Below are 12,977 nucleotides of genomic sequence, written 5' to 3' on the forward strand. Positions count from 1 at the left end.
TCGTTCAGGGCAGCACTCCCGCCGCCAACGCGGCCTTCCGGATCGACTGCAGCGTGCTGACTGGCGTGATCGCCTCGGGGTCCAGCAGGCAATGCAGGATCGCCGGCTTGCCGCTCGCGCGTGCACGTGCGAGTGCGGGGCCGAACTCTTCCGTCGTGGTCACGCGTTCGCCGTGGCCGCCGAACACCTCGGCATAGCCGCGGAAGTCGGGGTTCTTCAACTGCGTGGCGCTGATGCGGCCGGGGTAGTGCTTTTCCTGGTGCATGCGGATCGTGCCGTACATGCCGTTGTCCAGCAGCACCACGAGGATCGGCAGGCCGTACTGCACGGCGGTGGCGAACTCCTGGCCGTGCATCAGAAAATCGCCGTCGCCCGCGAACACGACCACCTCGCGCCCAGGCCACAGGCGCTTGGCGCCGACGCCCGCCGGCAGGCCGTAGCCCATCGAACCGCTGGTCGGCGCGAGCTGGCTTGCGAACGCGCGGAACGGCCAGAAGCGGTGCACCCAGGTCGCGAAGTTGCCTGCGCCGTTGCAGAAGATGGTGTCGGCCGGCAGCACCTCGCGCAGGTGCTGCATGACCTCGCCCATCTGCAGCGGACCGGGAATGCGGATCGGCGCCGGATCGCTCCAGCGCAGGAACTCTTCGCGCGCGATCTTCGTCTCGGCCTGCCACACGGGGGGTGATGCCGGACGCAGCGTGAACACCGCTTCGGCGAAAGCCTGCGGCGTGGCGTGGATGCCCTGCGTCGGGCGGTAGAGCTTGCCGAGCTCGTCGGCGTCGGCGTGCACATGCACCAGCGCCTGCTTCGGCTGCGGGATCGCGAACAGCTCATAGCCTTGCGACGGCACTTCCGACAGACGCCCACCGACCAGCAGCACCAGGTCCGCATTGCGGATGCGTTCCAGCATGCGCGGATTCGCGCCGAGTCCCAGGTCGCCCGCGTAGCAGGGATGCTCGGCGGACATCAGCATCTGGCGGCGGAACGAGCAGTACACAGGCAGCGCATGCGCCTCGGCAAACTTCGCGAACTGCTGCGTCGCGGCTTCGGACCAGCGGCTGCCGCCGAGGATGACGACGGGCCGCTGCGCCTGCGACAGGCGCTGCTGCAGCTCGGCCAACTGCGCCGGGCCGGGATAAGTTTCGGTCACCGCATACGGCAGCGCATCGGCCACCACAGCGGCTTCGGTCAGCATGTCTTCGGGCAGCGCGATCACCACCGGACCGGGCCGGCCCGAGGTCGCGACATGGAAGGCGCGCGACACGAGCTCGGGCACGCGCGCCGGGTCGTCGATCTGCACGACCCACTTGGCCATCGTGCCGAAGACCGCACCGTAGTCCAGTTCCTGGAAGGCTTCGCGGCCGAGCGCGTCGCGCGCGACCTGGCCGACGAACAGCAGGAGCGGCGTCGAATCCTGGTGCGCGATGTGCACGCCCGCCGCCGCGTTGGTGGCACCAGGGCCGCGCGTGACGAAGCAGATGCCCGGCCTGCCGGTGAGCTTGCCCTGCGCCTCGGCCATCATCGTCGCGCCGCCTTCCTGCCGGCACACCGTCACGTCGATCGATGCGTCGTGCAGCGCGTCGAGCACGGCCAGGAAGCTTTCGCCGGGCACGCAGAAGAGCTGCTTGACGCCGTGGGTGATGAGCTGGTCGACCAGGATCTGGCCGCCGGTGCGGGAGGAAGTCATGAGGGTTCCAGTGGAATGAAGATGTTCAGGAGAGCGCGGCGCAGGCGGCGGCGATGCGCGCGCACGCCTCTTCGAGCTGCGCCATCGACGTCGCATACGAGATGCGGAAATACGGTGCGAGTCCGAACACGCTGCCGGGCACCACCGCCACGTCGAAGTCCTGCAGCAGGTAGCGGCAGAAGTCGCTGTCGGTCTGCAGCAGCGCGCCGGCGGCGGTGCGCTTGCCGAGCGCGCCCGCGCAACTTGCGAATGTGTAGAAGGCGCCTTCGGGCACGCGGCAATGCAGGCCTTGCGTGCGGTTGAGCGCGGCCACGACGAAGTCGCGGCGCTGTTGAAACGACGCGCAGCGCTCGGCCACGATGCCCTGCGGCCCGGTGAGCGCCTCGATCGCCGCGGCCTGGCTCACCGACGACGGGCACGAGGTCGACTGGCTTTGCACCACGGCCATCGCCGCGATCAACGGGCGCGGTCCCGCGCCGTAGCCGACGCGCCAGCCGGTCATTGCATAGGCCTTCGACACGCCGTTCACCGTCAACGTGCGTTCGCGCAGCCGCGGCTCCACGGCCACCGGCGTTGCGAATGCAAGGCCGTCGTAGAGGATGTGTTCGTAGATGTCGTCCGCCAGCACCCAGACACCCGGGTGGTCGAGCAGCACATCGGTGATCGGCTTCAGTTGCGCAGCGCTGTAGGCCGCGCCGCTCGGGTTCGACGGCGAGTTGAGAAACAGCCAACGCGTGCGCGGCGTGATGGCCGCCTGCAACTGCGCCGCCGTCAGGCGAAAGCCGTTCTCCTCGCCGCACGCCACCGACACCGGCACGCCGCCACAGATTTGCACGATGTCCGCGTACGAAGTCCAGTACGGCGCGGGCAGGATCACTTCGTCGCCCGGGTTCAGGCTCGCCATCAGCGCATTGAAGATCACCTGCTTGGCGCCCGCGCTCACGCTGATCTCGTCGAGTGCGAAGTCCAGCGCGTTGTCGCGCTTGAACTTCAACTGCACAGCCGCCTTCATCGCCGGGCTGCCGTCGAGCACCGTGTAGCGCGTGTCGCCGCGCGCAATCGCCTGCGAGGCGGCATGCCGGATGTTCTCGGGCGTGTCGAAATCGGGCTCGCCCGCGCCCAGCACGATCACCGGGCGGCCGGCGCGCTTGAGCGCCTGCGCGTGGTCGGTGATGCGCAGGATCTCCGAGACGTTGATGGCGCGCACACGTTGCGCCGGCGAGAACACGGCTGCGTCTGTCACTTCGCGTAGGCTTCCAATGGCTTGTCGTTGGGTTCGAGCAAGAGCTGCTTGAGCGCGGGGCTCATCGGCAGGTTGAGGCTGGTGTTCTTCGGTGGAATCGCGGCCACGAACCACTTGGTGTAGATCTTCTCGAGCTCACCGCTCTTCATGAGCTTGCGCAGCGACTCGTCCACCGCCGCCTTGAAGGCCGGGTCGTCCTTGCGGAACAGCAGCGCGATCGGCTCCGAGCCCAGCGCCTCGCCGGTGATGCGGTAGGCCGTCGGGTTCTTCGAGTTCGCGATGATCCCGGCGAGCAGGTTGTCGTCGAGCACGAAGGCATCTGCGCGGCCCGACTCCATGAGGAGGAAGCTCTCCAGGTGGTCCTTGCCGAGCATCGTGTTGTACGAGACGTTCTGCGCGCGCTCGCGCTTGCGCAGCAGCTGCACGGCGGTGGTGCCGGTGGAGGCCGACACGTTGCGGCCCGCGAGCTGGTCGAGCGTGGTGATGCCCGAGTCAACCTTGGTCGCCATGCGCACCTCGCTCACATACGTGGTGAGTGCGAAGGCCACCTGCTGCTGGCGCGCGGTGTTGTTGGTGGTGGGGCCGCAGCCGATGTCCAGCGTGCCGTTCTGCACCAGCGGAATGGTGTTCTGCGCGGTCACGGCCATGTATTCGAGCCTGGCGTTGGGCGTGATGTCCTTCAGCACGCGCTCGCAGAGCTCGACGTGGTAGCCCACGTACTTCTCGCCCGCGCCCAGCATGTAGGCCATCGGCGGCGAGGCTTCGCGCACGCCGAGCACGACCTTGCCGCTCGCCTTGATCTTGTCGAGCGTGCCGCCCGCAGGCGCGGCCTGCTGCGCGGTGGCGCTGCCGAAGGCGAGCGCGAGCAGCGTGGCAGTGGCGAGGGTCTTCAGTTGCATCTTCATCATCTCTCTGTCTCCTGGTGGTTTTTCTTGGGTACGCGCGGCCGCCTCCTTGCCGCTGCAGCGAAGTGCTGCGCGGCAGGAACAACGGGCCGGGGTCGATCAGTCGCCGATGTCGAAGGTCACGCCTTGCGCCAGAGGCAATGCCGTCGAGTAGTTGATGGTGTTGGTCGCACGGCGCATGTACGCCTTCCAGCTGTCGGAGCCCGCTTCACGCCCGCCGCCGGTTTCCTTCTCGCCGCCGAAGGCGCCGCCGATCTCGGCACCGCTCGGGCCGATGTTGACGTTGGCGATGCCGCAGTCCGACCCCGCGCTGGACATGAAGCGCTCGGCCTCGCGCACGTTGAGCGTGAAGATCGACGACGACAGGCCCGCGCCCACCGCGTTGTGCCATTCGATGGCTTCGTCCAGCGTGCTGTAGCGCACCACGTAGAGGATGGGCGCGAAGGTCTCGCGCAGCACCGGGCCGTCGTGCGACTTCAGTTCCACCAGCGCGGGCCGCACGTAGTAGGCGTCCTGCGTGCCGATGCCATCCACGCGGCTGCCGCCATGCACCTTCGCGCCGATCTCGCGGCTTTCGCTCAGGGCCTTCTGCATGCCCTCGAAGGCCGCGCGGTCGATCAGCGGACCGACCAGCGTGCCGGCCTCGCGCGGATCGCCCACCTGCACATTGCCGTAGACCTTCGCGAGCTTGGGCACGAGCTGGTCGTACACGCTGTCGTGCACGAACAGGCGCCGCAGCGTCGTGCAGCGCTGGCCGGCCGTGCCCATGGCTGCGAAGGCGATGCCACGCAGCGTGAGATCGAGGTCGGCCGAGGGCGTGACGATGGCGGCGTTGTTGCCGCCGAGTTCGAGAATCGCGCGAGCGAAGCGCGCGGCCAGCTTGGGCCCGACCTGCCGACCCATCGCCGTGGAGCCGGTCGCCGAGAGGATCGGCACGCGATGGTCGTCCACCAGCACTTCGCCGATGTCGCGCTGGCCCAGCAAGAGACCCAGCAGGCCTTCGGGCGCGTCGCCGAAACGGGCGATGGCGCGTTCGGCGATGGCGTGCACGGCCAGTGCGGTGAGCGGTGTTTTCTCGGACGGCTTCCACACCACCGAGTCGCCGCACACGAGCGCGAGTGCCGCATTCCACGACCACACGGCCACGGGGAAGTTGAAGGCCGAGATCACGCCGCAGACGCCCAGCGGATGCCAGGTTTCCATCATCCGGTGCTCGGCGCGCTCGGTGGCCAGCGTGAGGCCGTAGAGCTGGCGCGAGAGGCCGACCGCGAAGTCGCAGATGTCGATCATTTCCTGCACCTCGCCCGCGCCTTCGGACGGGATCTTGCCGGCCTCCAGCGTGACGAGGCGTCCGAGGTCGCGCTTGGCGGCGCGCAGCTCTTCGCCCAGGAGACGCACCAGCTCGCCGCGCCGCGGCGCCGGCACATTGCGCCAGGCCTTGAAGGCCTCGTGCGCCCGGCCGATCGCGCCGGTGGCTTCCACGGCCGTGGTCTGCGGCACCTCTGCGATCACCTCGCCGCTGACCGGCGAGCGCACCGTCAGCTCGCCGCCGGTGTAGGCGGCGCGGGGCACGCCCAGGCGCTGCAGCAATTGTTCGACTTCGGTGGGGACAGAAAGGGTGGCTTGGGCTTCAGACATGGGCGCGCTCCGGGAAGGAGGGAGAAGAAAGACAACAGGAGGCCGGGGAAATGCGGCCAATATCTGCGAATCCCGCGCGCTTGCCTAGTGAAAAAAAGGAAGGACTTGATGCGTTTGCGGAATGAACTCGGCGCCTGCTCCCCGCGCGACGCGGTGCGCGCCTACGCGCAACCCGCCGCCCCGCGCCCAAGATTCGCGCGATGAAAGTCATCCACGCCCTCTACGCCGCGATCCACGCACTGATGGCACTCGCGTTCGCGGTCGCCTCGCTCGTGCTGGTCGTGATCGCGGCGCGTGCGGGCTGGGGCGCCGTGATGCAGGGCCTGGACCTTCCGGCGGCCGAGGCGATCATCGAAGCGGTGGGCCTGCTCGCAGCCGGCGTCGTGGCGCTGCAGATCTCGCAGACCGTGCTCGAAGAAGAGGTGGTGCGCGACGCGCACATCGGCGCACCCACGCGCGTGCGCCGGTTCCTCTCGCGCTTCATGGTGGTGATCGTGGTGGCCGTCGCGGTCGAAGGGTTGGTCGCGACCTTCAAGGCGCGCGAAGCGCCCGAGTTGATGCTGCACGCCGCCGCCATGCTCGGTGCCGTGGGCCTGCTGATGGCAGGCTGGGGCCTCTTCATCCGCCTGAACCGCTACGCCGAGGAGCTGGAGCCCGAGGCCATGGCAGAGGCCAAGAGCGAAGACCGCAAGCTGAAGTGATCAGTCCGGGCCGGGCGCCTCGGGCAGCGAGATCTTCTGCCCGCCCGGCGAGCCCGCCAGGCTCTGCGCCGGCCGCCTGAGCGTCGCATCGAAGGGATTGATCTTCGGTCCGATGGCGGCGGCTTCCCGCTTGAGCAACTCCACCACCGTCGGCATGCGGTCCGCATTGAGCCGGTCGGCAATCGTGCCGACGCTCAGCGCGGCCACCGCGCGCCCTTCACGGTCGAGGATGGGCACCGCCACGCCCGCCATGCCTTCGAGCAGCCCGGTGTTGCGGCCTGCGTAGCCGGCCTGCCGCACGCGCTCGATTTCGGTGCGCAGATAGACCTCGTCGTACACGCCGTACTCGCGCACCCGCGAGAGATTGAAGCGGATCACCTCTTCGCGCTCCGCCTCCGGCAGGAACGCGAGGATCGCCAGCGCGCCCTGCCCCACGCCCAGTGCGATGCGCCCGCCGATGTCGCCGGTGAACGAGCGGATGGGAAACGGCCCCTCGCTGCGGTCCAGGCAGATGGCGTCGAAGCCGCTGCGCGCCAACAGGAAGATGCTGTCGCCCAGGCTCGCGCACAGCCGCAGCAGTACCGGCCGGCAAATCGAGCGCAGGTCGCCGGGGTTGCCCGCGCTCGCCGCGAGCGCAAAGAAATCGATGCCGAGGCGATAGAGCTTGGTGCGCTCGTCCTGCTCGACCATGCCCTCGGCCATGAGCGCCTGCAGCAAACGGTGCGTGGTGGCTTGCGTGAGGCCCACGGAACGTGCGATCTGGGTCACGCGACCGCCCTCGGCCTGCACCGCGCCGAGCGCGCGGATCACCGAAAAGACGCGCGGCACGCCGCCGCTGGACGCGGGCGACGCCGAGGCCGCCTCCGAAGTGCTTTCCATACCTTGCTCCCGTGGAATTCTTTGGGTCGATTTTGTCGATGATATTCCAATGAATGGAATAAATCGCAGAAAGATTCTGATTAGTGGAATACCCGAGGCGTTCTGGCGCAATCGTTGCAATAGAGTGAATCGAAAGTACCCAGCAGTCCATGGCCTGCACCAAGGTGTCGCACGCCATCTTTCCTGCCCCCACGAAAGGCGTTTCCATGTCATTCCTACGGCTTACCGACGTGACCAAGTTCTACGGCAGCACCCGCGCGGTGTCGGCGATGAACCTCAGCGTCGAAAAGGGCGAGTTCGTGTCGCTGCTCGGCCCCTCGGGCTGCGGCAAGACCACGACGCTGCAGATGATTGCGGGCTTCGAGGCGGTCTCCAGCGGCCGCATCGAACTCGCGGGCAAGGACATCACGAATGCCAAGGCCAACACGCGCGGCCTGGGCATCGTGTTCCAGAGCTACGCGCTCTTTCCGCACATGACGGTGGCCGACAACGTGAGCTTCGGCCTGGAGATGCGCAAGATGCCGAAGGCCGAGCGCGCCGACCGCGTGAAGCAGGCACTGGCGCTGGTGCATCTGGAGATGCACGCCACGCGTTATCCGCGCGAACTCTCGGGCGGCCAGCGGCAGCGCGTGGCGCTCGCCCGCGCGCTGGTGATCGAGCCGCCGGTGCTGCTGCTCGACGAACCGCTCTCCAACCTGGACGCCAAGCTGCGCGAGGAGATGCAGTTCGAGCTGCGCCAGATCCAGCGCAAGGTCGGCACCACCACGGTGATGGTCACGCACGACCAGAGCGAGGCCATGTCGATCAGCGACCGCGTGGTGGTCATGGAAGGCGGCTGCGCCACGCAGATCGATCATCCGCACCGCGTGTACGAGCATCCGAGCACGCGCTTCATCTCCACCTTCGTGGGCAAGGCCAACCTGCTGAACGGGCGCGTGACGGCCTGCGGCACCGGCAGCTGCAAGGTCGAGGTCGGCCCGCTCGCGGTGCAGGTCGATGACGACGGTTTCAAGACCGGCGCCGCGGTGCTCATGAGCGTGCGGCCCGAAAAGCTCCAGCTCGTCATGGCCGGCCGCGGCCGGCTCGACGGCACGGTGCAGGAACGCTTCTTCCTCGGCAGCCAGTGGCTCTACCGCGTGAACACGCCCGCCGGTGACCTGATGGTGTTGAGCCCCAACGACGGCCGCGAGGCGCTGGACGAAGGCAACGCCGTGGGCATCGACTGGCCCGCGCACTGCACGCGGCTGCTGCCGGCCGAGGAGGCGGTCGCGGCATGAGCGGCATCCGAAACAAGGCCGCGCCATGGTGGCTGTCGGGCCCCGCCCTGCTTCTCTTCACCGCGCTGCTGCTGGTGCCGCTGCTGCTCACCGCGGTGCTGTCGTTCAACGTGTACGACCCAGCCACCGGGCCGAAGGCGGGCGAGTTCACGCTGGAACACTACGCGCACGTGTTCACCGACTCGTACTACCACGGCATCTTCTGGCGCACCTTCTGGATCTCGGCGCTGGTCACCTTGATCTGCGTGGTCATCGGCGCGCCCGAGGCCTATGTGCTCAGCCGCATGCGCAACCCGTGGCGCTCGATCCTGTTGCTGGTGGTGCTCGCGCCGCTGCTGGTGTCGGTGGTGGTGCGCGCCTTCGGCTGGAGCATGCTGCTCGGCCCCGAGGGCGCGGTCAATTCGCTGCTGGGCCTCGTGGGCATCGGGCCGGTGAAGATGCTCTACACCGAGATCGCGGTGATCGTCGCGCTGGTGCACGTGATGCTGCCGTTCATGGTGATCCCGGTATGGACCTCGCTGCAGAAGCTGGACCCGGGTGTCGAGAACGCGGCGCTCTCGCTCAAGGCCTCGCCGTTCACCACGCTGCGGCGCATCGTGCTGCCGCAGGTGATGCCGGGCATTCTTTCCGGCAGCCTGATCGTGTTCGGCCTGGCCGCGAGTTCGTTCGCGATTCCCGGGCTGCTCGGCGGGCGTCGACTGAAGATGGTCGCGACGGTCGTCTACGACGAGTACCTGAGCGAGCTCAATTGGCCGCTCGGTGCCGCCATCGCACTCACGCTGCTCGCCGCGAACCTCATCGTGATGCTGAGCTACAACCGCCTCGTCGAAGGCCGCTACAAGAAAGCGCTGGGCTGAAATGACCCCCACGCTCCATCACTTCGTGTATTCGCTGCCCCCCGAGGGGGCGCAGGCCTCCCTTGGGGCGGCCCGGCGGGAGGCCTCGGCATGAGCAAGAACGGCCCCTTCGCCCTCGCGTTCAACGCGCTCGTCATCACCTTCATGCTGGCGCCGCTGCTGGTGGTGTGCATCGTCGCGTTCACGCCCGAGAACACGCTGACTATTCCGACCACCAGCTTCTCGCTGCGCTGGTTCGCCGCGGTGTTCGCGCACCCGGACTTCATGCAGTCGTTCTGGAACAGCCTGTGGCTCGCGCTGGCCTCGGCCACCATCGCCACGCTGCTGGCGGTGCCGGCGGGCATGGCGATCACGCGCTACGAGTTTCCGGGGCGCGATTTCTTGAATGGCCTCTTTCTCTCGCCGCTGATCATTCCGCACCTGGTGCTGGGCGTGGCGCTCTTGCGCCTGTTCGCGCTGGTGGGTGGCACGGGCAGCTTCGGCTGGCTGGTGATGGCGCATGCGCTCATCGTCACGCCCTACACGCTGCGCCTGGTGGTGGCGGCGCTCGTGGGCTTCGACCGCAGCGCCGAGCAGGCCGCGCTTTCGCTGGGCGCGAGCCAGGCGACGGTGTTCCGGCGCATCACGCTGCCGATGATCCTGCCGGGCGTGACCGGTGGCTGGATGCTCGCTTTCATCAACAGCTTCGACGAAGTGACGATGTCGATCTTCGTGACCTCGCCGAGCACGGTGACGCTGCCGGTGCGCATGTACATGTATGCGACCGAGTCGATCGATCCGCTGATGGCCGCGGTGTCGGCGCTGATGGTGGCGGTGACCGCGGTGGCGATGGTGATCCTCGACCGGCTCTACGGGCTGGACCGCGTGCTGGTGGGGCGCAAGTAGATGGCATCGAACGCAACAAACCACGCATTGCTGCATCGCGTGGCCGAGACCGGCCGTGTCGCCGTGCCCTTCACGCTCGACGGTGAGCCCGCTTCTGCATTGGCCGGCGACACGGTGCTCACCGCCGTACTCACGCAAGGCAGCCAACTCCGCCGCAACGAATTCAGCGACATGCCGCGCGCCGGCTTCTGCATGATGGGCGCCTGCCAGGACTGCTGGATCGCCACCGCCGAAGGCGAGCGCCTGCGTGCCTGCTCGACCTTCATCGCGCCGGGGATGGAACTGGTCACCGGACGGAGCGGCGCATGACGACGAATGCCGAGCTTCAACCCGTGATCGTCGGCGCCGGGCCGGCCGGTGTGCGCGCGGCAGAGGCGCTGGTTGCACATGGACTGCGCCCCGTCGTGATCGACGAGTCCTCGCGTGCCGGCGGACAGATCTACCGCCGGCCACCCGCCAACTTCATCCAGCGCACCGCGGCCACGCTCTACGGCTTCGAGGCCTCGCGTGCGAACGCGGTGCACGAAGCTTTCGACGCGCTGCGCGATCGCATCGACTACCGCCCCGACAGCCTGGTGTGGAATGCACAGGCCGGCGTGCTCGACGTGCTGCACAACCCGACACGCACCACCACGCGCGTGCCCCATGGCGCACTGATCGTCGCAACCGGCGCGACCGACCGCGTGCTGCCCGTGCCTGGGTGGACCTTGCCTGGCGTCTACACGCTCGGCGGCGCGCAGGTCGCGCTCAAGTTCCAGGGCTGCGCCATCGGCGAGCGCGTGGTGTTCATGGGCACGGGGCCGTTGCTGTATCTCGTGGCGTATCAATACGCGAAGGCCGGCGCGAAGGTTGCGGCCGTGCTGGACACCGCGCGGCTCACCGACCAGATCGCCGCGACGCCCGCGATGCTGCGCCAGCCCGCCGTGTTCGCGAAGGGCGTGTACTTCGTCGCATGGCTGCGCGCGCATGGCGTGCCGCTGCACAGCGGCGTGCGGCCGCTGCGCGTGACCGGCGACGACGAGGCGCGGCGTGTCACCGGCATTGCGTGGCACGACGGCCGCGAGGAGCGCGCGCTCGACTGCGACGCCGTCGGCTTTGGCTACGCACTGCGCTCCGAAACCCAGCTCGCCGATCTGCTCGGCTGCCGTTTCGAATTCGCTTCGATGCACCGCGCCCACCTGCCGGTGCGCGACGCGGCGGGCCGCGCCAGCGTCGAAGGCGTCTACCTCGCGGGCGATGGCGCCGGCATCATGGGCGCCGATGCGGCCGAGTGGGCGGGCGAGCGCGCCGCGCTCGCGCTGCTGGCGGACCGTGGCGTGGCCATCGACACCGCGCGCGCCGAAGCGCTCGAACGCAAGCTCGAAGGACTGACGGGTTTCCGCCGTGGACTGGAGCGCGCCTTTCCGCTGCCGCAGGACTGGGCCGCGAACGCGCCCGACGACCTCGTCATCTGCCGCTGCGAGAACGTCACCGCCGGCACGCTGCGCCAGACCGTTGTCGTCAACGGCGCCGACGAGATGAACCGCCTGAAGGCGCTGTCTCGCGTCGGCATGGGCCGCTGCCAGGGCCGCATGTGCGGCGTGGCCGCGGCAGAAATCCTCGCGCATGCGACGGGCCAGCCGCTGCAGCAGGTGGGCCGGCTGCGCGGGCAGGCGCCGATCAAGCCGATCCCGATCCATCTCGCCGTGCGCGCGGCCAGCGAAGGAGCGAGCGCATGAGTTCGCTCCGAACCCTGCGCACCGACGTGGCCATCGTCGGCGGCGGCATCGTCGGCTCGTCGGCTGCGCTCGCGCTGCGGCAGATGGGCATCGGCGTCGCGCTGCTGGAGCGCGACCTCTGCGGCTCGCGCTCCAGCGGCGTCAACTTCGGCGGCGTGCGGCGCCAGGGGCGGCCGCTGAGCCAATTGCCGCTCGCGCAACGCGCCCACCAGATCTGGGGGCGCCTGCCCTCGCTGCTCGGCACCGACGGCGAGTATCTGCGCTCGGGCCATTTCAAGATCGCGCGCAGCGAATCCGACATGGCCTCGCTCGAGCGCTACCGCGCGCAGAGCCTGGACTTCGACCTCGGGCTCGAACTGATCTCCGCCGCCCGCCTGCGCGAACGCTGCCCGTGGCTCGGCCCGCGTGCGGTCGGCGGCTCGCTGTGCGTGGAAGACGGCCAGGCCAACCCGCGTCTGGTGTCGCCCGCCTTCGCGCTCGCGGCGCAGCGCGCGGGCGCGCAGATCTTCGAGCGCCACAAGGTCGACGAAGTGGCGCACGACGGCGCGATGTTCATGCTGCGCTCGGGCAATGCGCTCGAAGTGCATGCGCCGATGCTGCTCAACTGCGCGGGCGCATGGGCCGGCCCCCTCGCCGCCCAGTTCGGCGAGGCGGTGCCGCTGCGCGCGAGCCACCCGGTGATGGCGGTGACCGAGCCGCTGCCGCACTTCATGGTCTGGAGCCTCGGTGTCGAGGGCGGCGGCATCTACGGCCGGCAGGTGGCGCGCGGCAACCTGGTGCTCGGTGGCGGCCGTGGGTATGCGCTCGATGCCGACCGCGCCCGCGTCGACCGCGACGCCATCGCCACGCTCGCGCTGCAGGCCATCGAGCTGCTGCCCGCGCTGCGCCATGCGCACTTCATCCGCACCTGGAGCGGCACCGAGGGCAACATGCCCGACCGCCAGCCGGTGCTCGGCCCGAGCCGCACCACGCCCGGGCTGTTCCATGGCTTCGGCTTCTCGGGCGCGGGCTTCCAGATCGGCCCGGCCGCCGGCGAGGTGCTGGCCGAGCTGGTGCGCGATGGCCGCAGCAGCACGCCGATCGATGCGTTCGCGGTCGACCGCGCCTTCCCTGAGGAAGAAGGGGAAGCCGCGGATGAAGAGCAGACCCACTCCCCTCTCACTTCCGTCCCCACCCTCTCCTGAAAG

At 68.8% G+C, this 12,977-nt stretch carries 12 protein-coding genes; 7 read left to right on the forward strand and 5 right to left on the reverse strand.

Annotated elements, in window-relative coordinates; all coding sequences use genetic code 11:
- Positions 1–4: 4 nt before the first annotated feature.
- From J2W23_RS16120 to amaB, 4 genes are all read right to left on the reverse strand, one after another.
- Positions 5–1,687, reverse strand: a complete 1,683-nt coding sequence (locus J2W23_RS16120) for a thiamine pyrophosphate-binding protein (protein WP_307649432.1) — start codon at positions 1,685–1,687, stop codon at positions 5–7.
- 25 nt (positions 1,688–1,712) lie between these two features.
- Positions 1,713–2,930 (reverse strand): pyridoxal phosphate-dependent aminotransferase, encoded by a 1,218-nt coding sequence (locus J2W23_RS16125; protein WP_307649433.1) that lies wholly within the window; start codon positions 2,928–2,930, stop codon positions 1,713–1,715.
- Entirely contained in the window at positions 2,927–3,835 is a 909-nt protein-coding gene (locus tag J2W23_RS16130) for an amino acid ABC transporter substrate-binding protein (RefSeq protein ID WP_307649506.1), read from the reverse strand. Before J2W23_RS16130 ends, J2W23_RS16125 begins: the two co-directional genes overlap by 4 nt.
- Before the next feature lie 99 nt (positions 3,836–3,934).
- Positions 3,935–5,473, reverse strand: a complete 1,539-nt coding sequence (gene amaB / locus J2W23_RS16135; RefSeq protein WP_176660669.1) for an L-piperidine-6-carboxylate dehydrogenase — start codon at positions 5,471–5,473, stop codon at positions 3,935–3,937.
- A gap of 200 nt (positions 5,474–5,673) precedes the next feature.
- On the opposite strand from amaB, the gene J2W23_RS16140 reads away from it, so the two are divergent.
- Positions 5,674–6,174 carry a hypothetical protein gene (locus tag J2W23_RS16140; RefSeq protein ID WP_176660668.1) on the forward strand — a complete coding sequence of 167 codons (501 nt, stop codon included), beginning with the start codon at positions 5,674–5,676 and terminating at the stop codon, positions 6,172–6,174.
- On the opposite strand, the gene J2W23_RS16145 is transcribed toward J2W23_RS16140, so the two are convergent.
- Positions 6,175–7,053: an IclR family transcriptional regulator gene (locus J2W23_RS16145; RefSeq protein ID WP_176660667.1), complete on the reverse strand. Its 879-nt coding sequence runs from the start codon at positions 7,051–7,053 to the stop codon at positions 6,175–6,177.
- Positions 7,054–7,259: 206 nt separating this feature from the next.
- Between J2W23_RS16145 and J2W23_RS16150 the strand changes: the two genes are divergently transcribed.
- The 6 genes from J2W23_RS16150 to J2W23_RS16175 all read left to right on the forward strand — a co-directional run bounded on the left by J2W23_RS16150 (position 7,260) and on the right by J2W23_RS16175 (position 12,974).
- Positions 7,260–8,330, forward strand: a complete 1,071-nt coding sequence (locus J2W23_RS16150; protein WP_307649434.1) for an ABC transporter ATP-binding protein — start codon at positions 7,260–7,262, stop codon at positions 8,328–8,330.
- On the forward strand, positions 8,327–9,187 hold the full coding sequence (locus J2W23_RS16155; RefSeq protein WP_176660665.1) for an ABC transporter permease: 861 nt from the start codon (positions 8,327–8,329) through the stop codon (positions 9,185–9,187). Before J2W23_RS16150 ends, J2W23_RS16155 begins: the two co-directional genes overlap by 4 nt.
- A 90-nt stretch (positions 9,188–9,277) precedes the next feature.
- Positions 9,278–10,072: an ABC transporter permease gene (locus J2W23_RS16160; RefSeq protein WP_307649435.1), complete on the forward strand. Its 795-nt coding sequence runs from the start codon at positions 9,278–9,280 to the stop codon at positions 10,070–10,072.
- The gene (locus J2W23_RS16165; protein ID WP_307649436.1) at positions 10,073–10,381 is read left to right on the forward strand and encodes a (2Fe-2S)-binding protein; all 309 of its coding nucleotides are present in this window, start codon (positions 10,073–10,075) and stop codon (positions 10,379–10,381) included.
- Entirely contained in the window at positions 10,378–11,790 is a 1,413-nt protein-coding gene (locus J2W23_RS16170; RefSeq protein ID WP_307649437.1) for an FAD-dependent oxidoreductase, read from the forward strand. Before J2W23_RS16165 ends, J2W23_RS16170 begins: the two co-directional genes overlap by 4 nt.
- Entirely contained in the window at positions 11,787–12,974 is a 1,188-nt protein-coding gene (locus J2W23_RS16175; protein WP_307649438.1) for an NAD(P)/FAD-dependent oxidoreductase, read from the forward strand. The genes J2W23_RS16170 and J2W23_RS16175 overlap by 4 nt, the downstream gene beginning before the upstream one ends.
- The last annotated feature ends 3 nt before the right edge of the window (positions 12,975–12,977 follow it).

This window comes from Variovorax boronicumulans, from assembly GCF_030812215.1.
GTDB classification, from domain to species: Bacteria; Pseudomonadota; Gammaproteobacteria; order Burkholderiales; family Burkholderiaceae_C; genus Variovorax; species Variovorax boronicumulans_C.

What these genes read in the sequence shown, in the direction of transcription:
- J2W23_RS16120 (WP_307649432.1), bottom strand. Translation starts at nt 1,687, where the DNA reads ATGACTTCCTCCCGCACCGGCGGCCAGATCCTGGTCGACCAGCTCATC.
- J2W23_RS16130 (WP_307649506.1), bottom strand. Translation starts at nt 3,835, where the DNA reads ATGAAGATGCAACTGAAGACCCTCGCCACTGCCACGCTGCTCGCGCTC.
- amaB (WP_176660669.1), bottom strand. Translation starts at nt 5,473, where the DNA reads ATGTCTGAAGCCCAAGCCACCCTTTCTGTCCCCACCGAAGTCGAACAA.
- J2W23_RS16140 (WP_176660668.1), top strand. Translation starts at nt 5,674, where the DNA reads ATGAAAGTCATCCACGCCCTCTACGCCGCGATCCACGCACTGATGGCA.
- J2W23_RS16145 (WP_176660667.1), bottom strand. Translation starts at nt 7,053, where the DNA reads ATGGAAAGCACTTCGGAGGCGGCCTCGGCGTCGCCCGCGTCCAGCGGC.
- J2W23_RS16150 (WP_307649434.1), top strand. Translation starts at nt 7,260, where the DNA reads ATGTCATTCCTACGGCTTACCGACGTGACCAAGTTCTACGGCAGCACC.
- J2W23_RS16155 (WP_176660665.1), top strand. Translation starts at nt 8,327, where the DNA reads ATGAGCGGCATCCGAAACAAGGCCGCGCCATGGTGGCTGTCGGGCCCC.
- J2W23_RS16160 (WP_307649435.1), top strand. Translation starts at nt 9,278, where the DNA reads ATGAGCAAGAACGGCCCCTTCGCCCTCGCGTTCAACGCGCTCGTCATC.
- J2W23_RS16165 (WP_307649436.1), top strand. Translation starts at nt 10,073, where the DNA reads ATGGCATCGAACGCAACAAACCACGCATTGCTGCATCGCGTGGCCGAG.
- J2W23_RS16170 (WP_307649437.1), top strand. Translation starts at nt 10,378, where the DNA reads ATGACGACGAATGCCGAGCTTCAACCCGTGATCGTCGGCGCCGGGCCG.
- J2W23_RS16175 (WP_307649438.1), top strand. Translation starts at nt 11,787, where the DNA reads ATGAGTTCGCTCCGAACCCTGCGCACCGACGTGGCCATCGTCGGCGGC.